We start from the raw sequence: 21,383 nt of genomic DNA, 5'->3' as shown, positions 1-21,383 counted from the left end.
GCACGCTCACATGCCGTGCTCCCGCACCCTCATCCGCACCTCCACCTCCCTCCGAGCCCCTTCTCCCTCCCTCATCCCGCTCCCTTCACCCATGGACAGGGAATGCACTCCGAACCTCCCTTCACCGCGCCCGCGCACCCGACCCCGGCACCCCACGCCGCCGACGACACCGGGCGGCTCGGCGCGACCGCCCGGTTCGTCCGCGAGCAGGACACCTCCCTCCTGCTCGCCCGCGTGCTGCCCGGCCTCGACGGACCCGAGCTGCGCGCCTTCACCGACCAGTGCCGTTTCGCGCACGCCGCCGTGCTGGTCTTCCCGCCCGACGAGGCCGCGCTGCGGTCGGGACTGGCGGGCTGCGGCCTGGACGCCGACGCGCCGGCCCGGCCCAGCGTCGTCGTACGGGACCGCCTCGCCGTACGGTACGGCCACCGTCCCGCCGATCTCGACGTGAGGATTCTCCGTCCCGCCGTGCGAGGACCGGCCGGAGAACACCGGGCGGTCGAGGTGTTCGCGCTCACCGTGCCCCCGGGCTCCGCGCTGGCGGGCATCGCGGCCGGCGAACGCGCGCTGGACCACGAGGCACACCTCGCCTTCGACGTCGAGCGGCCCGATCCACTCGTGCTGCGCGGGCTGCTGGCGAGCTTCGCACGGCACGGCGCGGCCCCCGACGGCGGCGGCTACAACCCGCACGAGGACGGCACCGTCTTCTACCTCGCCGTGCCCGACGGCACCAAGACGCCCTACCGGAGGGTCGAGCTGTACGCGCGCGGCGACCACCGCGACGTCCTGGACGAGCACCTTCGCCGGGCCCCGGCCCCGTGGTCCGCGCCCCCGGGCGCCGCCACGCAGCCGGCGGAAACGCTCCTGCGGCTGCTGACCGGCGCCTGGACCACCCAGGCCCTGGCCAGCTGCGCGGAACTCGGGCTCCCGGAAGCCCTGGACCTCCACACCGGCACGCCCGTGCCGGAACTGGCCCGCGCCGTCGGGGCGCGCCCGGAGAGCCTCGGGGTCCTCCTGCGGTACCTCGCCATGCTCGGCGTGGTCGCGGACACCCCGGACGGCTTCCGCCTCACCGAGGTCGGCGCGCTCCTCGCGGAGGCCGCCCCGTCCTCGATGCGACCGCTGGCCCTGATGTACGGCGGACCCTTCTACCGGTCGTTCGCCCACCTGACCCACACCGTGCGCAGCGGGCAACCCGGCTTCGAGCACCTCTACGGCGAGAACCACTTCGACCACTTCGCCCGCGACCCCGAACTCGCCGCCCTGTTCGACCGCTCCATGGTGGCGAGCGCCCCCCTCTTCGACGCCCTCCCGTCCCACCCCGTCCTCACCGCCGCGGCCACCGCCCCCGGCCGCCCCCGTACCGTCGTCGACGTGGCGGGCGGCACCGGGGCACTGCTCGGCCGGGTCCTGACCGCCCACCCCACCCTGCGCGGCACCCTCCTGGAACGCCCCCACGTCCTCGCCGCCGCACGCGCGCACCTGGCCGCGCCGGCGGAGGACGGCCGCTGCGCCTTCCAGGAGGGAGACTTCGCCGACGTACCGGCCGGAGCCGACGTCTACCTGCTCTCCCGCGTCCTGCACGACTGGGACGACGAGCGCTGCCGGAGCATCCTGCGGCACTGCGCCGCCGCCATGGGCCCCGACGCGGACCTCCTCGTCGTCGAACGGCTGCTGCCCACCGACGGCTCACCCTCGCTCGCGACCGCCTGGGACCTCCACATGATGTGCAACACCGGGGGGAGCGAGCGCACCGCCGTCCAGTACGCCGGGCTGTTCGCGGCGTGCGGACTCCAACTCGTCGGCCACACCCCGCTCGCCCTGGGCGCGCACGCCCTCCACGTCCGCAGGGCGCCGGGGGTCACGGCGTGAGCCAGCGGCGCAGCAGCCGGCTGACCGCCGGCATCGCCACGTAGGTCATCAGCACGTTGAAGACGCACGCCATCACCGCGCTGCTGAGCAGGAGGGGCAGCGCGGTGAGGCGGGGGACGAGGAAGAGGCCGCCGAGCACGGAGATCGGGTAGATCGCCAGCGTCGCGCTGACGGCCATCTTCCACCGCGGCGGGGCGGGGCGGGTCGAGCCCGGCTTCGCGAACCAGGTCTCCATGCCGGTCAGCTTCCGCCGGGCGATCTCGGTGTGGTGGTGCCCCTCGCAGTCGGCGAACCAGGCGGCCCGCTCGGGCGACTCCTGCCACGTGCGGCACGCCTCCGCGTCGCGGAAGCGGTGCACGAGGAACCAGGGGGCGTCGCCGCCCGCGGAGCGGAAGAAGCCGTACCCGAGATGTCCCGGGAAGGTCGCCGCGCAGTCGAGTATGCCCTTCGCCCACCGCTCGAACGCGGCCTCGTGGCCGGGCTCCACCCTGCGGGCTATCAGGAGGGTCACCTCTCCGCTGTCGGCGGGGACGGCGGCTCGCTCCAGGGCGGTGGCGGTCATGGACGCTCCTCGTGATCACGCGCGCCCGGGGCCACTGTACGCGGCGGACGCCGAGGCGCCACCCGCCCGGTCGGGCGAGTGGCGCCTGGAGCCCGTCCGACGCCCCCCAGCGTCAGACGCGCTGCCAGAGGGCCGGGACGTTCGGAGGCTCCCAGCCCGACTGGGCCTGGTGGCCCTGGAGACAGCGGTAGGTGGAGCCGCCGTACGTGACCGTGGCCCCGGCCGCGTACACCGTGCCCGCCTTCCACGTGCCGCCCGGCTCCGGCTCGCCCGGGCCGGGGCCCGGGTCGGTGCCGCCGGTCTTCAGCGTCAGGCCGTAGTTCGACAGGATCGGGTTCAGCGGCTGGAAGAAGGTGGTGCCGCCGCTGGAGCAGTTGCCCGAGCCGCCCGAGGTCACGCCCTGAGCCTGGCTGCCCGAGATGTACGAGCCGCCCGAGTCGCCCGGCTCGGCGCACACCGTCGTGCGGGTCACACCGGAGATCGTGCCCTCCGGGTAGGTCACGCTCGTGTTGTGCTGCTGGATCGTGCCGCAGTGCCAGCCGGTCGTCGAGCCCGAACGGCAGACCGAGGAGCCCACCGTCTGGAGCACGGATCCGGTGACCTGCACGTTCGCGCCGCCCGCGCCCTTCACGTACGGGGTCGAGGTCCAGCTGCTGTTCGCCGCGACCCAGGCCATGTCGCTGCCGGGGAAGACCGACGCCTGGAAGGAGCCCTGAGCGACCTGGTTGAAGCCGCTGGTGGACTGCCCGGCGCGACCGCAGTGGCCCGCCGTCGCGAAGCCCTGCGTGGTGCCCCGGGTCACCGCGAAGCCGACCGAGCAGCGTCCGCCGCCGCCCATGTAGTACGCGTCACCGCCCCGGATGTCGTACAGCGGGCGCGGCGCCTCGGCGCTCCGCACCACCCGCACCAGCTCCCTCGGCACCCCGGTCGCGGCGGCCAGGCGCGCCCCGGCGCCGGCCCGGACCTCCTCGACGACCACGGTGTTCGCCCGGACGTCCACGTAGCGGACCGGTGCCCCGGCGTCGGCAGCCCGGTCCAGGGTCTCCTTCGCCCGCTCCAGGGCGGAGAGGTCGTGCCGGACCAGCCGGGCCGTCGCCCCGGCCTCCCGGATCGCGGCCAGGTCGGAGGCCCGGGTGGTGGCCACGGTCAGGGAGCCGGACTCGGCGCCCGCGACCCAGGCACCCGCGAAGGAGCCGGTGAGCCGGTCGCGGAGCCGGGCCGCGGTGGCGCCCGCCTCGGCCTCGTTGACCAGGCGGCGCTCGGCCTGGGCCCGGGTCAGACCCAGGTCGCGGCCCATCGCGGCGAGCAGCTCGGGACGGGCCTCGGCGGTGCCGAGCGTCCTGGCGGCGCTCTGCACGGCAGGGGCGGTCCCGGGGGAGGGCTGCACGGCGCCGGCCGATCCGGTCTGCAGTCCGGCCAGCACCATCCCGGCGGCGGCCAGCACGGTACACGCCGCGCGGGCGTGTCGTCGGAGCATGGGGAGTCTCCTCGGTTCTCGGTGGGGGATCTGCGGAGAACCGTAGGAACGCCCCCGGCCGCGCGGGAGCCTCCGCCCGGCCCCTCCCTCCGCGTTATGGCCCCGGGGCGCTGTCCGAGGCGGACGGTACGGTGCGCCCATGAGCGTTCCCGAGGTCGTCCCGATCGCGTACGAGCCCGAGCACCGCACCTCCACCATCGGCCGGTGGGACGGGGGGCGGTTCCTCGGCTCGGTGACCGCCGGCTTCCCCGAGGGGTGGACCCCGGTGGCCGACTGGCGGCGGCACAAGCGCTGGTTCGCGGTCCTGCACTGCTTCGACGAGGCGGGGCGCCATTTGGGGTCGAGCATCAGGTCGACCGGGACGGGGGAGGGCGACGAGCGCCGGGCCGTCGAGGCCGCGCGAGCGCTCCTCGACGGCTGGCTGGACGCCCTGCCCGGGCGGCGGTACGAGTCGATCGCCGTCGCGCCCTTCGCCGTACGGTTCGAGGGGGTCCTGTTCGGACTGGTCGCGGAGAACCGCGGCGAGGGGAACCCGGGCGGGAGGGACTGGGCCGAGCTCTACCCCGACGGACTCGGCTTCACCGATCCCTGGGACGGCACGTACGACACCTGACGGACGGTCAGGACAGTGCGTCCGCCGTCCGGCCCGCGCTGCGGGACAGCGCCTCCGCGTGGGCGTCGCGGGCGTGGGCGAGGACGGTGGCGGCGCGCCCGGCCGCCCGGCCCTCGGGGTGCCAGCCGAGGAGGTGGCGCCAGAGGAGCGGGGCGCCGGTCAGGGGACGGGTGACGATGCCGGGAGTGGCCGGGAAGGTCGCCCGGCAGAGGCCCACCGCGCGGCCCACCTGGACCAGATGGACACAGGACGCGGTGTCCGTCTCGTACACCCGGGCCGGGGTGAAGCCGGACCGGACGCAGGCGGCGGCGAAACAGTCGCCGAAACAGCCGTCGCCGGGCACGTCCGTCCATTCCTCCGAGGCGAGTTCGGCCAGCGCCACTTGCGGACGGGCGGCCAGCGGATGACCGGTCGCCAGCATCACGTACACCGGGTCGCGGGCCACCTCCGTCCAGGCGAGGCGGCCGGCCTCCGGCGGGGCGCTCTCCCCGCACACGCCGACGAGCGCGAAGTCGAGCCGCCCGGCGACCACTCCGTGGGCGACCTCCCGCTCCGACCAGGAGGTGTACGTGGTCACCGGCGCGTCCGGCTCCGTCCGGGCGAGCCGGTCCACCAGGCCGCCGAGCAGCGGGCCGTGCGTCCCGCCGAGCCGGTGCCCGGCGGCGCCGTCCCGGGCGAACCGGACGGCCTCCTCCTGGAGTCCGCAGACGGCCGGCAGCACCACCCGGGCCCGCTCCAGCACCAGATCGCCGAGCGCGGTGGCCCGCACCCCGTCCCGGCCGCGGACGAACAGGGCGCCGCCCAGGGCCCGTTCGATCCGTTTCAGCTGGGCGCTGAGGGCCGGCTGCGCCAGCCCGAGGGCGGTGGCCGCGCGGGTGAGGCTGCCGGCCTCCGCGATGGCCCGGACCGTCTTCAGGTGCCGCAACTCCAAGTCCATGAGCCCAGCTTGACGGCCACTGCCTGACAGGTCCAGACCAAGGGAGGGGCTATCGGGCGCGAAGCCGCTCCGGCAGCCAGCGGAGCTGCGCCGCCTGCTGGAACATGTCGCCGCCCTCGTGGTCGTTGAAGTCGTAGACCTCGATCGTCTTGTCCTCGTGCGCGTAGGCGTTGAACGCGGCGAACACCGTCGACGGCGGGCAGGTCTGGTCCTCCAGGGCGGTGGAGAACAGCGCCGGAGCCGTCGCGCGGGCCGCGAAGTGCACCCCGTCGAAGTAGGCGAGGGTCTCGGCGACCCGCTCCTTCCGGCCCCGGTGCGTCTTCAGGTAGTTGCCGATCTCTCGGTACGGCCTGCGGTCCGTGACCGTCGTCGCGCGCGGGAAGTCGCAGAGGAAGGGCACGTCCGGCGCCACCGCCGCCAGATCCCGCACCAGACCCGAGACGGCGACCGTGATGCCGCCGCCCTGGCTGACCCCGGTCACGGCGGTGCGGGCCGCGTCCGTCAGCGGGTGCGACCGCGCCGCCTCCACCGCGCGCACCGCGTCCGTGTACACCCGCCGGTAGTAGTACGTCTCCGGGTCCTCGACGCCCCGCGTCATGAACCCCGGGAACGCCGGCGCGCTGCCCACCGGGTCGGCGGTGTCGCCCGGCGCCCAGCCGCTGCCCTGGCCCCGGGTGTCCATCACGAAGTGCGCGAACCCGGCCGAGGCCCACAGGAGGTGACTGTGCGCCAGGCCGCGCCCGCCGCCGTACCCCAGGAACTCCACGACGACCGGCACCGGTTCGGTGATCCCCGCCGGGACGACGAACCACCCCTTCACCGGCTGCCCGCCGAACCCGGCGAAGGTCACGTCGTACGTCTCCACCGTCGTGAGCCCCGTCGCCACCCGCTCGAACCGCGCGTCCAGCTCGTGCTCCCGCGCCTCCCCGAGCGTCTTCGCCCAGAAGGCGTCGAAGTCCTCGGGCTCGGCCGACGCGCTGCGGTACTCGCGGAGCCGGTCGAGGGGGAGGTCGAAGAGGGTCATGCACACCGCCTGGTCGGATCGTCACGTTCGAGCGGCCGACCGGTCCGACCGGCCCGATCCACCCTAGCCCGCACACCCGCCGGATTCATATGCGTGAACGCCGCCGCACGGGCGTGCTCGACGTCCCTCCCCGGTGGGCAGCATGAAGGTGCGCCGCGCGAGCCTTCTTCACGGAGGGGGGCGCGGAGGCCAAGGTGGTGGCCGGAACGGCGAACGGAGGGGTGCGGTGAGGGTCGGAGTCCTCAAGGAGGCACGGGACGGCGAGCGGCGGGTGGCGGCGACGCCCGCCACGGTGGAGCGGATCCGCGGGCTCGGTTACGAGGTCGTCGTCGATCCCGGCGCGGGCGCGGCGGCGGGCTTCCCTGACGACGCCTACGAGGCGGCCGGGGCGCGGACCGGCGACGCGGCGGAGGCGGACGTCGTCCTCGGGGTGAACGCCCCGGGACCGGACCGGCTGGACCGGATGCGCCCCGGGGCCACGGTCATCGCGCTGTTCGCCCCGGCCTCCGACCCGGCGGTTGTCGAGGAGCTGGGCCGGCGCCCGCTCACCGTCCTGTCCATGGACGCGGTGCCCCGCATCAGCCGCGCCCAGTCCATGGACGTCCTGTCCTCGATGGCGAACATCGCCGGCTACCGCGCGGTGATCGAGGCGGCCCACGCCTTCGGCCGCTTCTTCACCGGCCAGGTGACCGCCGCCGGCAAGGTCCCGCCCGCCCGGGTCCTCGTCGCCGGCGCGGGCGTCGCCGGACTCGCCGCGATCGGCACCGCCGGCTCGCTCGGCGCGATCGTCCGGGCCACCGACCCGCGCCCCGAAGTGGCCGACCAGGTCCGCTCGCTGGGCGGCGAGTACCTCGCCATCGACTCCCCGGAGACGGAGGTCTCGGCCACCGGCTACGCCAAGGAGATGGGCGACGACTACAAGGCCCGCGAGGCCGCCCTGTACGCCGCCGAGTGCCGCGAGGCCGACATCGTCATCACCACCGCCCTGATCCCCGGCCGCCCGGCGCCCCGGCTCGTCACCGCGGAGACGGTCGCCGCCATGAGGCCCGGCTCGGTGATCGTGGACATGGCCGCCGCCAACGGCGGCAACGTCGAGGGCACCGTACCGGGGGAGCGGACCGTCACCGCGAACGGCGTCACCATCCTCGGCCACACCGACCTGGCGGGACGCCTGCCCGCCCAGGCGTCCCAGCTGTACGGCACCAACCTCTACAACCTCCTGAGCCTCCTCACCCCCGGCAAGGACGGCGTCCCCGTCCTGGACTGGGACGACCCCGTGCAGCGCTCGGTCACGGTCGTACGCGACGGGGAGCCGTCCTGGCCCCCGCCGCCCGTCCAGGTCTCCGCCGCCCCCGCGCCCACCGGCGACACCCCGCCGCCCGTGTCACCGGTGAAGGAGCCCATGACGCCGAGGCGCCGCTTCACCGGCGTCGCCCTCGGCGCCCTCGCGCTCCTCCTCGCCGTCGGCTTCGCCCCGGCCGCGCTCCTGTCGCACGTCACCGTCTTCGTCCTCGCGATCGTCATCGGCTACTACGTCATCGGCCACGTGCACCACGCCCTGCACACCCCGCTGATGTCGGTGACCAACGCCATCTCCGGGATCATCCTGGTCGGCGCGCTCCTCCAGATCGGACACGGCGGCACCCTCGTCACCGTGCTGTCGGCCGCCGCGATCCTGCTGGCGAGCATCAACGTGTTCGGCGGCTTCGCGGTGACCCGCCGCATGCTCGGAATGTTCAACAGGAGCTGACATGTCCGCCACCCACGCCGCACAGGCGGCCTACCTCGTCGCCGCGCTGCTGTTCATCCTCGCCCTCGCCGGACTCTCGAAGCACGAGTCGGCCCGCCTCGGCAACGCCTTCGGCATGCTCGGGATGGGCGTCGCCCTCGTCGCCACCGTGGTGCTCGCCGCCGACCGGGGCCTCGCCGCCGGCGCCGCCGGGCTGCTCGCCGCCGCCATGCTCGCCGGCGCCCTCATCGGCCTGTGGCGCGCCCGGGGCGTCGAGATGACGGGCATGCCCGAGCTGATCGCGCTCCTGCACTCCTTCGTCGGGCTCGCCGCCGTCCTCGTCGGCTGGAACGGCTACCTGGAGGTCGAGCACCGGCCCGGCGGCGCCGAGGCCGCTGCGCTCGACGCGGTCGGCACCCTCGGCATCCACCACGCCGAGGTCGTCATCGGCGTGTTCATCGGCGCCGTCACCTTCACCGGCTCCGTCGTCGCCTATCTGAAGCTCGCCGGCCGGATCGACTCCCGGCCGCTCATGCTCCCCGGCAAGAACGCCCTCAACGTCGGCGCGCTCGCCGTGTTCGCCGTCCTGACGGCCCGGTTCACCGTCGTCCCCTCGCTCGGGGTGCTGATCGCGGCGACGGCCCTGGCGCTGGCGCTCGGCTGGCACCTGGTCGCCTCCATCGGCGGCGGCGACATGCCCGTCGTCGTGTCGATGCTCAACAGCTACTCGGGCTGGGCCGCGGCCGCCTCCGGCTTCCTCCTCGGCAACGACCTGCTGATCGTCACCGGCGCCCTCGTCGGCTCCTCCGGCGCCTACCTCAGCTACATCATGTGCCGGGCGATGAACCGCTCCTTCCTCGCGGTCATCGCCGGAGGCTTCGGCATCGAGGCGCCGGCCGGCTCACAGGTCGACTACGGCGAGCACCAGGAGATCACCGCCCAGGGCGCCGCCGAACTCCTCGGCGCCGCCCGCTCGGTGGTCATCACCCCCGGATACGGCATGGCGGTGGCCCAGGCCCAGTACCCGGTGGCGGAACTCGCCTCCAAGCTCCGGGCCCGGGGCGTCGACGTCCGCTTCGGCATCCACCCCGTCGCCGGCCGGCTCCCCGGACACATGAACGTCCTCCTGGCCGAGGCGAAGGTGCCGTACGACATCGTCCTGGAGATGGACGAGATCAACGGCGACTTCGCCGACACCGACGTGGTGCTGGTCATCGGCGCCAACGACACGGTCAACCCGGCCGGCGCCGAGGACCCGAGCAGCCCCATCGCGGGGATGCCGGTCCTCACCGTCTGGGAGGCGGGCCAGGTCATCGTCTTCAAACGCTCGATGGCCTCCGGCTACGCGGGTGTCCAGAACCCCCTCTTCTACCGCCCCAACACCACGATGCTCTTCGGCGACGCCAAGGACCGCGTGGAGGACATCGTCAGCGCCCTGTGAACACCTGCTCGGTCGTCGTGACGACGGCGCAGCGGCCCGCCGCCCACTCCAGGGCCATCCGGTGCTCGCGCTCGGAGAAGTCCGCCACGGCGTCCGCCACGACGAAGGTCCTGATGTCGCGCATCCACGCGTCGCAGGCCGTCATCAGGACGCCGATGTGCGCGTACACGCCGGTGATCACGAGCTGGTCGCGGCCCTGCTCGCGCAGCAGCTCCAGGAGGTCGGTGCGGACGAAGGCGCTGTACTTCCACTTGGTGAGGAGGATGTCGCCGGGCTCGGGCGCGACGGCGTCCGCGACGGCGACGGCGTGCGGGTCGTCGGGCACGCCGGGGCCCCAGAAGTCCTGCTGGAGACCGCGCTCCTCGGGGGTCTGGCCGCCGGGCTGGGCGGTGTAGACGACGGGCACGCCGAGCCGGGCGGCCTCCTTGCGGAGCAGGTTCAGGTTCGCGAGGAGGGCGGTGAGCGGCTCGGCGCCGTCGTCGAACGGAGCCAGGAAGTGGTTCTGGAGGTCGTGCACGAGGAGCACGGCCCGGTCGGGGTCGACGGTCCAGTCCACACGGTTGGCCGGCAGCTCGCCGGGGCGGGGCATCGGGTAGGGCGGGACGGCGGGGAGGCTCATGACGGTCCGTTTCGGAGAGGGGGGTGGCACAAGGGGAGCGGGGCGGTCAGGCGTCCGCGCGCTCCGCGCGGAGGTCCTTCTTGGAGATCTTCCCGACGCCGGTCGTCGGGAAGGCGTCGACGAAGACGATGCGGTCGGGGACCTTGTAGGCGGCGAGCCCGCGGTCCCGCACGAAGCGCTTGAGGGCGAGGGCCTTCACCTCTTCGGCGCCCTGGCGGCGGATGACGTACGCGCAGCTGCGCTCGCCGAGGTACGGGTCGAACTCGCCGACCACGTTGGCGTCGTGGACCGAGGGGTGGGCCAGGAGGTGGTTCTCGATCTCCTCGGCCGCGATCTTCTCGCCGCCCCGGTTGATCTGGTCCTTGGCGCGCCCCTCGACGACCAGATGGCCGCTCGGGGTGAGCCGGACGAGGTCGCCGGTGCGGTAGAAGCCGTCCTCGGTGAAGGCGCGGGCGTTGTGCTCGGGGGCGTTCCAGTATCCGCGGATGGTGTACGGGCCCCGGGTGAGCAGGTGGCCGGTGGTGCCGACGGGCAGGTCGGCGTCCTCGTCGTCGACGATCCTGATCTCGTCGTCCGGGGAGATCGGCCGGCCCTGGGTGGTGACGATCGTCCCGGGGTCGTCGTCGAGGCGGGTGTAGCAGACCAGCCCCTCGGCCATGCCGAAGACCTGCTGGAGGGTGCAGCCCAGGGCCGGCCGGACCCGGCGGGCCACCTCGTCGGAGAGCCGGGCCCCGCCGACGAGGAGCACGTCGAGGGTGGAGAGGTCGTACGCGGAGCCGGGGGCCGCGTCGATCCACGCGAGCGCGAGCGGCGGCACGAGGCCGGTGATGGTCACGCCCTCGTCCTGGATCAGCGGGAAGGCCACGTCGGGCGCGGGCTGCGGGCACATGACGACCCGTCCGCCCGCGTACAGGGTGCCCAGCGAACCGGGCGAGGAGAGCGGGAAGTTGTGGGCGGCGGGCAGCGCGCACAGGTAGACGCTGTCCTCGTCGAGCGCGCAGATCTCGGCGGAGCCGCGCAGTGAGTAGACGTAGTCGTCGTGTGTCCGGGGGATGAGCTTGGGCACCCCGGTGCTGCCGCCGGAGAGCTGGAGGAAGGCCACGGCCGAGGGGTCGGGGTCGGGCAGGCCGACCGGCTCGGCGGGGACCTCGGAGAGCGCCTCGAAGGGGCCGGCGTCCTCGCCGGCGACGAAGACGTGCCGCAGCTCGGGGCAGCGGGCGAGGACCGTGGTGGCGAGGTTGCGGTAGTCGAAGCCGGCGTGGGTGTCCGGGACGACGTAGGCGGCGGCCCCGGTGAAGGAGCAGAAGTAGGAGATCTCCGACTCGCGGTGCGCGGGCAGCGCGAAGACCGGCAGGGCGCCGAGCCGGAAGAGCGCGAAGACCACTTCGAGGAACTCGGCGACGTTGGGCAGCTGGACGACGACCCGGTCGCCGGAGCCGATGCCGCGGGCGGCGAGACCGGCCGCGAGCCGGTCGGCGCGCAGGTCGAGTTCGGCGTAGGTCCAGGCGCGCCGGGTTCCGCCCGGTCCGGCGCGGTCGACGACGGCGACCCGGTCGGGGTGGGCCGAGGCCCGGTCGCGGAGCATCGCGCCGAAGGTGAGCCCTTCCCACCAGCCGGCCGCCCGGTACCGCTCGGCGAACTCCGCGGGCCAGGTGGGGGTGGTGTACGGGACGGCCTCGGGGCCGTCGCCGGGGGCCGGGCGGGAGGAGGTCGGTGCGGTCACAGCGAGGCTCCCACGGCGTCCAGGAAGGTGCGGAACTTGGCGGCGGTCTCGGCGGCCTCGTCCTCCGGGACGGAGGCGGCGACGACGCCGGCGCCCGCGTAGAGGCGCAGGGTCCGCTCCTCCGCCTCGGCGCAGCGGATGGTGACGACCCATTCGCCGTTGCCGTCCGCGTCGCCCCAGCCGACCATGCCGGTGAAGAAGCCGCGGTCGAAGGGCTCGGTCTCCCGGATGACCTCGCGGGCCAGCGGGGTCGGGGTGCCGCACACCGCCGGGGTGGGGTGGAGCGAGGAGGCGATCTCCAGGGCCGACACCTCGGGGTGGGCCAGGGTGCCGGTGACCGTGGTGGAGAGGTGCCACATGGTGGCGGTGCGGATCAGCGACGGCCGGGCGGGGACCTCGATGGCGGAGCAGTACGGTGCCATCGCCTGGTGCACGGCGTCGACGACGACCGCGTGTTCGTGGAGGTCCTTGGCGGACTCCAGGAGGGCGGCGGCGCGGCGTACGTCCTCGGCGAGGTCGTCGCTGCGGGGGGTGGAGCCGGCCAGCGGGTTGGAGACGAGCCGGTCGCCGTGTCTGGAGACGAGGAGTTCGGGGCTGGCCCCGAGGAGGGTGCGGCCGGGGTGGGTGGGGAGCGCGAAGGTGTAGCCGAGCGGGTCGCGGCGGGCGAGCCGGCGGACCATGGCGGCGACGTCGGGCTCGCCGGGGCCGGTGAGCTCCAGGGTGCGGGCGAGGACCACCTTGCTGAACTCGCCGTTCCACATGCGGTCGACGGCGGCGCCGACGCCCTTGGCGTAGACCTCCGGGGACGGATGGGCGCGGACGGTCCAGGTGCCGGCGCGGGGGGAGTCGGCGGGCAGCGCGACGAGCGGGTCGGAGGCGAGGGCCGGTCCGGTGCGGACCGTCTCGGGCACGACGAGCGCGGCCGGCGCGTCCTGGTCGAAGGGGATGGCGCCCATCACGACGGCGGCGGCGCGGCGGCCGGCGCGTGCCTCGGCGAGGGCGTCGGCCACCCGCTCGGCGATCGGGTCGGAGCCGTGCGGGACCTCGCTCAGCACGCCGTGGGCGAGCAGGGTGCGGGTGGGCGTGGCGAGGAAGCGGTCGCCGGCGCGGAAGGCGTCGAGCAGGCCGGTGGCCGCGCCGACGGCGGAGGACGTGGGCGTCGGGGCGGGGGCGGGGGCGGGTATGGGGGCGGGGGCGGTCGCCGGCGGCTGCGCGGCGATCTGGGGGACCGTCGACACGGGTGGGCTCCTTGGTTCGGTGAGGTGGGTGGGGCGGCGCGGGCCCGTGCGGGCCGCGGGCCGTCAGCGCAGGGTGGCGCCGCCGTCGACGTAGAGGTCCTGCATGGTGATGTGGCGGGCCCGGTCGGAGGCGAGGAAGACGACCGCCTCGGCGACGTCCTCCGGCTGGGCGATGCGGCGCAGCGGGATGCCGGTGCGGTGGGCGGCGAGGTCCCCGTCGAGGACGCTGTCGGGGACGGACTCGCCCTCCCAGAGGGAGCGCTGCATCGGCGTGTCGGTGGAGCCGGGACACACGGCGTTGCAGCGCACGCCCCGGGCGGCCACCTCCAGGCCGAGACACTTGGTGAAGGCCACGGCGGCCGCCTTGGAGGCGGCGTACACACTCATGTCCGCGCGGGGTATCCCGGCGGCGTTGGAGGCGACGGTCACCACGGAGCCGGAGCCCCGGGCGGCCATGCCGGCGACGACGGCGCGCGACAGGTGGAAGACCCCGGTCGTGTTGACCGCGAAGACGTCCGCCCAGTCCCGGTCCGTCGCCTCGACGGCGGGGCCGGTCCGCAGCACCCCGGCGACGTTCACCAGGACGTCGACGGGGCCGAGTTCGCGGGTGACGCGGGCGACCGTCTCCGCCACGTCGTCCGGGGAGGTGACATCGAGCCGGTACGGGACGACCGGCCCGGCGGCCGGGTCCGCGCCGGTGTCCGCGGCGAGCCGCGCGACGCTCCGGCACAGCTCCGGCTCCGAGCGGTCGGTCGCCGCCACGGTGGCCCCGCGCGCGGAGAGGGCGCGCACCACCGCCTCGCCGATGCCCTGTGCGGCACCGGTGACCAGCGCCACGCGGCCCGCGAACTCGCCGCCGGGGTCCGTGGCGCGCGGCTCGTTGTCGTCCATACCGATCTCCTTTGCTTAGGTAAGGCTAACCTAAGTCTTGATGAGTGTGTGTCAGTCCCGGCGAGACGCCGACGCGCGCAGCGCCTCGTCCAGGAGCGGGCCGATCTCCGCCAGCGCCTCCGGCGCCATCAGCTCGTCGTGACCCCGGTCGAGCACGTGCTCGGTCAGCGCCCCCGACACGTGCGCCGGCCACACCGCGCCCGGCGCGTCCTCCGGCGCGGTCGTGCGGGAGGCGGTGAAGAACAGCACGTCACCGTCGAAGTGACGGGTCGTGCTGCGCGAGAGCAGCCGTACGCAGTGCACGTTCGTGTCCACGATCGACCGCAGCAGCTCCTCGTCGAACCCGGCGAGCAGACCCTGGCTGTCCCGGATCGCCGCGACGGCCTCCTCCCGGGACACCCCGCCCCGGCCGGACTCCTCCGCGCCGAGACCGGCCACCGAGAGCAGGAAGCCGTTCTCCTCCCGCTCCAGCCGCTCCCGCCAGTCCGGACCGTCCAGGTACGACCAGTCGTCCCGCTCCGGCGGATAGGCGTCGAGCAGCGCCAGGAAGGCCACCTCCTCGCCCCGCTCCTGGAGCATCGCGGCGAGCGTGTGCGCCACCGTCCCGCCGAAGGAGTAGCCCGCGAAGTGGTACGGACCCTCCGGCTGCACCTCCCGGATCGCCGCCAGGTACAGCCCGGCCAGCTCCGCCACGTCGGCCACCTCCGGCAGCTCCCCGGCCAGACCCGGCGACTGCACGCCGTACAGCGGCCGGTCCGCGTCCAGATGGCGCAGCAGGCCCGTGTACTGCCAGCTGAAGCCGGACGCCGGGTGGAAGCAGAACAGCGGCTCCTTCGTGCCCCGTTCGCGCAGCGGCAGCAGCACCCGCAGCGCGTCCCGGCGCGAGTCCGACCCGATCCGGGCCGCCAGGTCCGCGACCGTCGGCGCCGACATCACCGTGGCCACCTGGACCGGCACGCCCAGCTCGTCGCGGATCCGCCCCACGAGCCGCATCGCGAGCAGCGAATGCCCGCCCAGCTCGAAGAAGTTGTCCTCCACGCCGACCCGCTCCAGGCCGAGCACGTCCGCGAAGATCCCGCAGAGCAGCTCCTCCCGGGCGTCCCTGGGCTGCCGGCCGCCGCCCGCGTCCGCGAACACCGGGGCCGGCAGCGCCGCCCGGTCGACCTTGCCGTTCACCGTCAGCGGCAGCGCCGCCAGTTCGACGAACGCCGACGGCACCATGAACTCCGGCAGCGTCGCCGACAGCAGCGCGCGCAGCGCCGCCGTCTCCGCCTCCGGATCGGCCCGGACCGCGTCCGAGGCGGGCACCGTGTAGGCGACGAGCCGCTTCACCCCGTTCGCCCCGGCGTGCACGACCACCGCCGCGGCGGCCACCCCCGGAGCGGCGGCGAGCGCCGACTCGATCTCGCCCAGCTCGATCCGGAAGCCCCGGATCTTCACCTGGTGGTCGGCCCGGCCCAGGTAGTCGATCTGCCCGTCCTCGCGCCAGCGCACCAGGTCGCCCGTGCGGTACATCAGCGTGCCCGGCTCGCCGAACGGGTCGGCCACGAACCGCTCCGCCGTCAGCGCCGGCCGCGCGAAGTAGCCCCGGGCCAGGCCCGCGCCCGCCAGGTACAGCTCGCCCGGCACCCCGCGCGGCACCGGCCGCAGAGCGCTGTCGAGCACATAGGCACGGGTGTTGAAGATCGGCCGGCCCACGCAGGACGAGACGCTCATCTCCACGTCGGCGCCCAGCGCGTTGATCGTGTACTCGGTGGGCCCGTACAGGTTGTAGCCCATCGTGCCCTCGGTCTCCTCCAGGAGCGTCCAGAGGGAGTCGGGCACGGCCTCGCCGCCGAGCAGGACGAGCGTGGGACGGTGCCGGTCCGCGTCCAGCAGACCCGCGTCGACCAGCTGCTGCCCGTACGACGGGGTGACGTTGACGACGTCGATGCCGACCCGGTCGTAGTGCGCCGTCAGGGCCGCCGGGTCCAGCCGCAGCTCCTCGCCGATGACGTGCACCTCGTGCCCGTCGACCAGCCAGAAGAACTCCTCCCACGACATGTCGAACGCGAACGACACCGTGTGCGCCACCCGCATCCGCCGGCCGCCCGCCAGCTTCACCGCCGGGTCGAAGATCCGCTCCCGGTGGTTGAGCAGCATGTTGACCAGACCCGAACCCGGCACCACCACACCCTTGGGGCGGCCGGTCGAACCCGAGGTGTAGATCAGGTACGCCGGGTGGCGGCCGTCGCGCGGCTCCGTCAGCTCCTCCTCCGCGACCGGGGCACCGGACAGCGCCGCCAGCTCCGCGACCGTCGCCGGGTCGTCCAGGGCGAGCGGCGGCACACCGTCCACGACCGGGACCCGGCCCGTCACCGCGTCCACCGTGACCAGGCAGACCGGCAGCGCGTCCTCGACCATCGCGGCCAGCCGGTCCACCGGGTGGTCCAGGTCCAGCGGCAGATACGCCGCCCCCGCCTTCAGCACCGCGAACAGCGCCACCACGAAGTCCGCCGAACGCGGCAGCCCCAGGGCCACCGTCCGCTCGGGACCCGCCCCGCGCGCGATCAGCGCCCGCGCCAGCCGGTTGGCCCGCTCGTCCAGCTCCGCGTAGGTCAGCCGCTCGTCCTCGAAGACCAGCGCCGTGGCCTCCGGCGTCCGCGCCGCCTGCCGCGCGAACAGCTCCACCAGCGGCACGTCCGGCACCTCGTGCCCGGTGTCGTCGCCCAGGACCAGCAGCGCGTCCCGCTCGGCCGTCTCCAGGGTCCGCAGCCGGCCCACCGGCGTCGCCCCGCCCGCCGCGAACTGCTCCACGAGCAGCCGCAGCCGGCCCGCGAGCCGCCCGGCGGTCTCACGGTCGTACAGGTCGGGCCGGTACGCCAGGCTCAGCTCCAGCGACCGCTCGGGCGTGACCGCCAGCGTCAGCGGGTAGTGCGTGCCGTCGACGCTGTGCGTCCAGCCGATCTGGTGCCGCTCCACCGCCTCCTCGCGCGCCGCGTCGTCCAGCGGCGTGTTCCGGAACACGTACAGCGTGTCGAAGAGCTGCCCGATCCCCGTGCCCTGCTGGATCGGACCGAGCCCCAGGTAGTGGTGGGGCAGCAGCTCCGCGTGCTCGCCCTGCATCCGGACCAGCAGGTCCCGCAGCGTCTCCGAGGGACGCAGCGTCACCCGGAACGGCAGCGTGTTCATGAACATGCCGATCATCCGGTCGACACCCGGCACGTCCTCCGGACGGCCCGAGACCGTCGCGCCGAACACCACGTCGTCCCGCCCGGTCATCCCGGACAGCGACAGCGCCCACGCCGCCGACAGGACCGTGTTCAGGGTGACGCCGCAGCCCCGCGCGAACGACCGCAGCCGGTCGCTGGTCTCCGCGCCCAGCGCGATGTCCACCACCTCGGCCGTCACCGGCTGCCGCGCCGGATCCGCCGGAGCCACCAGCGTCGCCTGGTCGAGGCCCGACAGATGGGCCCGCCAGGCGGCCCGCGCCGCCTCCCGGTCCGTGCCGGCCAGCCGCCGCAGGTACTCCCGGTACGGCGTGACCGGCGGCAGCACCTCCTCGCGCCCGCCCGCCCCGTACAGCGCGAACAGCTCCTCGAAGAACAGCGACTCCGACCAGCCGTCCGTCAGGATGTGGTGCTGCGTCACACACAGCATCCAGCGGTCCTCGGCGAACTTCAGCAGCGTCACCCGCATCAGCGGCGGCGCCGACAGGTCGAACCGGGTCGCCGCGTCCGCCAGCGAGAACTCCCGCTGCGCCTCGTCCTGACCCGCCCGGTCGAGCGCCGTCAGGTCACGGACCTCCCACGGCAGCTCCCACTCCGCCGGCACCACCTGCACCGGGCCCGGCAGGCCCTCGTGCCAGAACGCGGAGCGCAGGTTCGGGTGGCGGCGCAGCATGGCGTCGAAGGCCGAGCGCAGCGCGGCCGCGTCCACGGCGTGCCGCAGCTCCACGAAGTTCTGCATCAGATAGACGTCGAGCGCCCGGTCGTCGTACTGGGCGTGGAAGTACAGGCCCTCCTGGAGCGGCGCCAGCGGCAGCACCTCCTCGGCGCCCGGGAACACCCGCTCCAGGACCGTCCGCCCGGCCTCGTCCAGGACCACCAGCGGCGCGTCCGCGTCGACCGCCGCACCGGCCTCCTTCTCCTGAGGCGTCCGGGCCGCGAGCGCCAGCGCCGCGACCGTCCGCCGCTCGAACACGTCGCGCGGGGTCAGCACCAGGCCCTCCTTGCGGGCCCTGGTCACCAGCTGGATCGAGACGATGCTGTCACCGCCCAGCGCGAAGAAGTCGTCGTCCACACCCACCGACGCGAGCCCCAGCACCTCGGCGAAGACCCGGCACAGAGCCTCCTCGCGCTCTCCGGAAGGCGCCCGCGACCCCTCCGAGCCGCCGAACACCGGCGCCGGCAGGGCAGCCCGGTCCAGCTTGCCGTTGACCGTGAACGGCAGCGCGTCCAGCACCACGACCGCCGCCGGCACCATGTAGTCCGGCAGCGAGACCGCCAGCTCCTCGCGGGCCGCGACCGGATCGGCAGTCCCCGTCACATAGCCGACGAGCCGCTTCACGCCCGGCGTGTCCTCGCGGACCACCACCGCCGCCGCGCCGACCCCGGCGACCGCCGCCAGCGCCGACTCGACCTCGCCCAGCTCGATCCGGAAGCCCCGGATCTTCACCTGGTCGTCGGCCCGGCCCAGGTACTCGATCTCCCCGTCCGACCGCAGCCGCGCCAGATCGCCCGTGCGGTACATCCGCGACCCCGGCGCGCCGTACGGGTCGGCGACGAACCGCTCGGCCGTCAGCGCGAACCGGCCCAGATAGCCGCGCGCGATGCCGTGGCCCGCCAGGTACAGCTCGCCGGTCGCCCCGGCCGGCACCGGCCGCAGCGCCGCGTCCAGCAGATACGCCCGCGTGTTGCCGATCGGCCGGCCCACCACCGGCGTGGCCGAGGCCGCCAGGTCCGCCGCCAGCGCGTCCACCGTGTACTCGGTCGGCCCGTACAGGTTCACCGACATCACACCGGTCGCCGCCCGCACCGCGGACCACAGTGCCTCCGGCACCGCCTCGCCGCCGAGCAGCAGCAGCGCGGGCCGGTGCGCGGCCGGGTCGAGCAGCCCCTGGTCGAGCAGGCCCAGCGCGTACGTCGGGGTGACGTCCATCGTCTCGATCCGGTGCTCCCGCACGTACGACACGACGAACTCGGCGTCCCGGCGGCCCACCTCGTCGAGGACGTGCAGCTCGTGCCCGGCGATCAGCCAGAACAGCTGCTCCCACGAGGTGTCGAAGCTGAACGACGCCGTGTGCAGGGCGCGCAGCCGCCGCCCGCCGGTCGCCTCGACCACCGGGCCGAAGACGTCCGCGATGTGGTTGGCGTACAGGTTCGACAGACCGCCGTGGGTGAGGACGACGCCCTTCGGGCGCCCGGTGGAGCCGGACGTGTAGATGACGTACGCCGGGTGCCCGTCCACGACCGCCGGGGAGGCGAACTCCGCGGGGGCCGCGGCCAGCGCGGCGGCCGTCTCCGGCGCGTCCAGGACGAGCCGCTCCGGCCCGTCGCCCGCCTCCGGCAGCAGCCCGAGACCGCGCGCCGTGGTCACCACGCACACCGGACGCGCGTCGTCGATCATCAGACCGAGCCGCTCCGCCGGATAGTCCAGGTCCAGCGGCAGATAGGCACCGCCCGCCCGCAGCACGGCGAGGATCGCCACGACCGTCTCCGCCGAGCGCGGCACGGCCAGCGCCACCACCGACTCGGGGCCCACGCCCCGCGCGGCCAGCAGCGAAGCGAGCCGCGCGGACCGCTCGTCGACCTCCGCGAAGGTCAGCGACTCCCCGCCGCACACCACCGCGACCTCGCCCGGGGTCCGGGCCGCCCGCTCCGCGAACACGTCCGCGACCGTGCCCGCCGGCACGTCCCGCACCGTCCCCGGCCAGCTGCCGCGCACCCGCTCCGACTCCGCCTCGGGCAGCAGGGCCAGCGCCCCGACCCTCGTCCCCGGCTCGGCCGCGATCCGGTCCAGGACGTGCGCGAGCCGGTCGGCGATCAGCCCGGCCCGCCGGTCGTCGAAGACGTCGGGGCGGTACTCCAGGCGCAGCAGCGCCCGCTCGTCCAGGGAGACGGCGAGGGTCAGCGGGTAGTGGGTGGCGTCCTCGGCCTCGACGCCGGTCACCCGTACCCCGGCGGCGACGGTCTCGCGCGCCGCCGGGTCCACCGGGTAGTTCTCGATGACCACGAGGGTGTCGAACAGCTCGCCCGCGTCGCTCTGCTTGCGGATGAGCCGCAGCCCCAGGTGGTGGTGGGCCAGGAGGGCGTTCTGCTCGTCGCGGAAGCGGCGGAGCAGCCCCTCGACCGTCTCCTCGTTCCGCACGGACAGGCGGACCGGAACGGTCGTGATGAACAGGCCGAGCATCGACTCGACGCCGGGTATCTCGTCCGGACGGCCCGACACGGTCAGCCCGAACAGCACGTCCCCACGGCCCGTCAGACCGCCGACGAGCAGCCCCCACGCGCACTGGATCAGCGTGCTCGGCGTCGTGCCCAGCCGGCGGGCCGCCGCCGTCAGCCGGGCGGTGGCCTCCTCCGACAGCTCCAGCGAGCGGACACCCGGCCGCACCGGAGTGCGCGCCGGATCGGGCTCGGCGACGAGCGTCGCCTCCTCGACCCCGGCCAGCGCCCCGCGCCAGGCGGCCTCCGCCGCCGGGGCGTCCTGCTCCTTCAGCCACTTCAGATAGGCGCGGTACGGGCGCACCGCGGGCAGCCCGGAGGCGTCGCCGTCCGCCGCGTACAGCGCGAGCAGATCACCGACGAGCAGCGGCATCGACCAGCCGTCGACCAGGATGTGGTGGACCGTGATCACCAGCCGGTGGTCGTCCTCCGCCATCCGCGCGAGCACCAGGCGCAGCAGCGGCGGCCGGTGCAGGGCGAACCTGCGGGCCAGCTCCGCCCGCCGCAGCCCCGCGAGCCGGTCCTCCGGCGACGCGCCCGCCGCGCCCTTCGGGCCGGCCTCCGTCAGATCGGCCCGCTCCAGGCCGAAGGAGACCTCCGCCGGCACGAACTGCACCGGCTGCGGCACCCCCTCGTGCCAGAAACCGGCCCGCAGGTTCGGGTGCCGGCGCAGCAGCGCCGCCGCCGCCCGCTCCAGGCGGTCGGCGTCGACGGGGCCCGCGAGCCCCACCGACACCTGCACGGTGTACACGTCCGCCGCCCCGTCGTCGTAGACGGAGTGGAACAGCATGCCCTGCTGAAGGGGGGACAGCGGCAGCATGTCCTCGATACG

13 protein-coding genes are annotated in these 21,383 nt (G+C 74.6%); 4 read left to right on the top strand and 9 right to left on the bottom strand.

Annotated features, from left to right (window positions below; genetic code table 11):
• The first annotated feature begins 102 nt into the window (after positions 1-102).
• A complete protein-coding gene (locus ACFYT9_RS28685) occupies positions 103-1,872 on the top strand; it encodes a methyltransferase (RefSeq protein ID WP_389168560.1) in 1,770 nt (589 codons plus the stop codon).
• Here ACFYT9_RS28685 and ACFYT9_RS28680 read toward each other — a convergent pair.
• Together ACFYT9_RS28680 and ACFYT9_RS28675 are read right to left on the bottom strand one after the other, a co-directional pair.
• The gene (locus tag ACFYT9_RS28680; RefSeq protein WP_389168559.1) at positions 1,862-2,434 is read right to left on the bottom strand and encodes an antibiotic biosynthesis monooxygenase; all 573 of its coding nucleotides are present in this window, start codon (positions 2,432-2,434) and stop codon (positions 1,862-1,864) included. The two genes, ACFYT9_RS28685 and ACFYT9_RS28680, sit on opposite strands and share 11 nt — an antisense overlap.
• Before the next feature lie 112 nt (positions 2,435-2,546).
• Positions 2,547-3,911 carry a carbohydrate-binding protein gene (locus ACFYT9_RS28675; RefSeq protein WP_389168557.1) on the bottom strand — a complete coding sequence of 455 codons (1,365 nt, stop codon included), beginning with the start codon at positions 3,909-3,911 and terminating at the stop codon, positions 2,547-2,549.
• A gap of 139 nt (positions 3,912-4,050) precedes the next feature.
• Here ACFYT9_RS28675 and ACFYT9_RS28670 point away from each other — a divergent pair, with 139 nt between their 5' ends.
• Positions 4,051-4,524, top strand: a complete 474-nt coding sequence (locus tag ACFYT9_RS28670; RefSeq protein WP_389168555.1) for a hypothetical protein — start codon at positions 4,051-4,053, stop codon at positions 4,522-4,524.
• Positions 4,525-4,531: 7 nt separating this feature from the next.
• Here ACFYT9_RS28670 and ACFYT9_RS28665 read toward each other — a convergent pair whose 3' ends face one another.
• Together ACFYT9_RS28665 and ACFYT9_RS28660 are read right to left on the bottom strand one after the other, a co-directional pair.
• Positions 4,532-5,461, bottom strand: a complete 930-nt coding sequence (locus ACFYT9_RS28665; RefSeq protein WP_389168554.1) for a LysR family transcriptional regulator — start codon at positions 5,459-5,461, stop codon at positions 4,532-4,534.
• Between the two features lie 49 nt (positions 5,462-5,510).
• The gene (locus ACFYT9_RS28660) at positions 5,511-6,485 is read right to left on the bottom strand and encodes an acetylxylan esterase (protein ID WP_389168552.1); all 975 of its coding nucleotides are present in this window, start codon (positions 6,483-6,485) and stop codon (positions 5,511-5,513) included.
• 226 nt (positions 6,486-6,711) lie between these two features.
• On the opposite strand from ACFYT9_RS28660, the gene ACFYT9_RS28655 reads away from it, so the two are divergent.
• Together ACFYT9_RS28655 and pntB are read left to right on the top strand one after the other, a co-directional pair.
• Positions 6,712-8,235 (top strand): Re/Si-specific NAD(P)(+) transhydrogenase subunit alpha, encoded by a 1,524-nt coding sequence (locus ACFYT9_RS28655; protein ID WP_389168550.1) that lies wholly within the window; start codon positions 6,712-6,714, stop codon positions 8,233-8,235.
• A gap of 1 nt (position 8,236) precedes the next feature.
• Positions 8,237-9,655, top strand: coding sequence for a Re/Si-specific NAD(P)(+) transhydrogenase subunit beta (gene pntB / locus ACFYT9_RS28650; protein ID WP_387274517.1), 1,419 nt, complete (start codon positions 8,237-8,239; stop codon positions 9,653-9,655).
• Here the strand turns inward: pntB and ACFYT9_RS28645 are convergent.
• The 5 genes from ACFYT9_RS28645 to ACFYT9_RS28625 form a co-directional block, all read right to left on the bottom strand.
• Entirely contained in the window at positions 9,642-10,274 is a 633-nt protein-coding gene (locus tag ACFYT9_RS28645) for an isochorismatase family protein (RefSeq protein WP_376602267.1), read from the bottom strand. The genes pntB and ACFYT9_RS28645 overlap by 14 nt on opposite strands.
• Positions 10,275-10,320: 46 nt before the next feature.
• On the bottom strand, positions 10,321-11,997 hold the full coding sequence (locus ACFYT9_RS28640) for a (2,3-dihydroxybenzoyl)adenylate synthase (protein WP_389168548.1): 1,677 nt from the start codon (positions 11,995-11,997) through the stop codon (positions 10,321-10,323).
• On the bottom strand, positions 11,994-13,235 hold the full coding sequence (dhbC, locus tag ACFYT9_RS28635) for an isochorismate synthase DhbC (RefSeq protein WP_389168546.1): 1,242 nt from the start codon (positions 13,233-13,235) through the stop codon (positions 11,994-11,996). The genes ACFYT9_RS28640 and dhbC overlap by 4 nt, the downstream gene beginning before the upstream one ends.
• A 63-nt stretch (positions 13,236-13,298) precedes the next feature.
• Complete coding sequence (locus tag ACFYT9_RS28630; RefSeq protein WP_376602629.1) at positions 13,299-14,126, bottom strand: 2,3-dihydro-2,3-dihydroxybenzoate dehydrogenase; 828 nt, start codon at positions 14,124-14,126, stop codon at positions 13,299-13,301.
• 51 nt (positions 14,127-14,177) lie between these two features.
• Entirely contained in the window at positions 14,178-21,371 is a 7,194-nt protein-coding gene (locus ACFYT9_RS28625; RefSeq protein WP_389168739.1) for an amino acid adenylation domain-containing protein, read from the bottom strand.
• Positions 21,372-21,383 lie beyond the last annotated feature (12 nt).

The sequence above is a fragment of the Streptomyces sp. NPDC004435 genome (assembly GCF_042873895.1).
Classification (GTDB): Bacteria; Actinomycetota; Actinomycetes; order Streptomycetales; family Streptomycetaceae; genus Streptomyces.
The sequence above is the reverse complement of the archived record's forward strand: the minus strand, read 5'-3'. Positions and strand labels throughout refer to the sequence as shown.

Excerpts from the sequence above, each read along its gene's own strand:
- pntB (WP_387274517.1), top strand. The coding sequence starts at position 8,237 with ATGTCCGCCACCCACGCCGCACAGGCGGCCTACCTCGTCGCCGCGCTG.
- ACFYT9_RS28625 (WP_389168739.1), bottom strand. The coding sequence starts at position 21,371 with ATGCTGCCGCTGTCCCCCCTTCAGCAGGGCATGCTGTTCCACTCCGTC.
- ACFYT9_RS28645 (WP_376602267.1), bottom strand. The coding sequence starts at position 10,274 with ATGAGCCTCCCCGCCGTCCCGCCCTACCCGATGCCCCGCCCCGGCGAG.
- ACFYT9_RS28630 (WP_376602629.1), bottom strand. The coding sequence starts at position 14,126 with ATGGACGACAACGAGCCGCGCGCCACGGACCCCGGCGGCGAGTTCGCG.
- ACFYT9_RS28670 (WP_389168555.1), top strand. The coding sequence starts at position 4,051 with ATGAGCGTTCCCGAGGTCGTCCCGATCGCGTACGAGCCCGAGCACCGC.
- ACFYT9_RS28660 (WP_389168552.1), bottom strand. The coding sequence starts at position 6,485 with ATGACCCTCTTCGACCTCCCCCTCGACCGGCTCCGCGAGTACCGCAGC.
- ACFYT9_RS28680 (WP_389168559.1), bottom strand. The coding sequence starts at position 2,434 with ATGACCGCCACCGCCCTGGAGCGAGCCGCCGTCCCCGCCGACAGCGGA.
- ACFYT9_RS28675 (WP_389168557.1), bottom strand. The coding sequence starts at position 3,911 with ATGCTCCGACGACACGCCCGCGCGGCGTGTACCGTGCTGGCCGCCGCC.
- ACFYT9_RS28665 (WP_389168554.1), bottom strand. The coding sequence starts at position 5,461 with ATGGACTTGGAGTTGCGGCACCTGAAGACGGTCCGGGCCATCGCGGAG.
- ACFYT9_RS28685 (WP_389168560.1), top strand. The coding sequence starts at position 103 with ATGCACTCCGAACCTCCCTTCACCGCGCCCGCGCACCCGACCCCGGCA.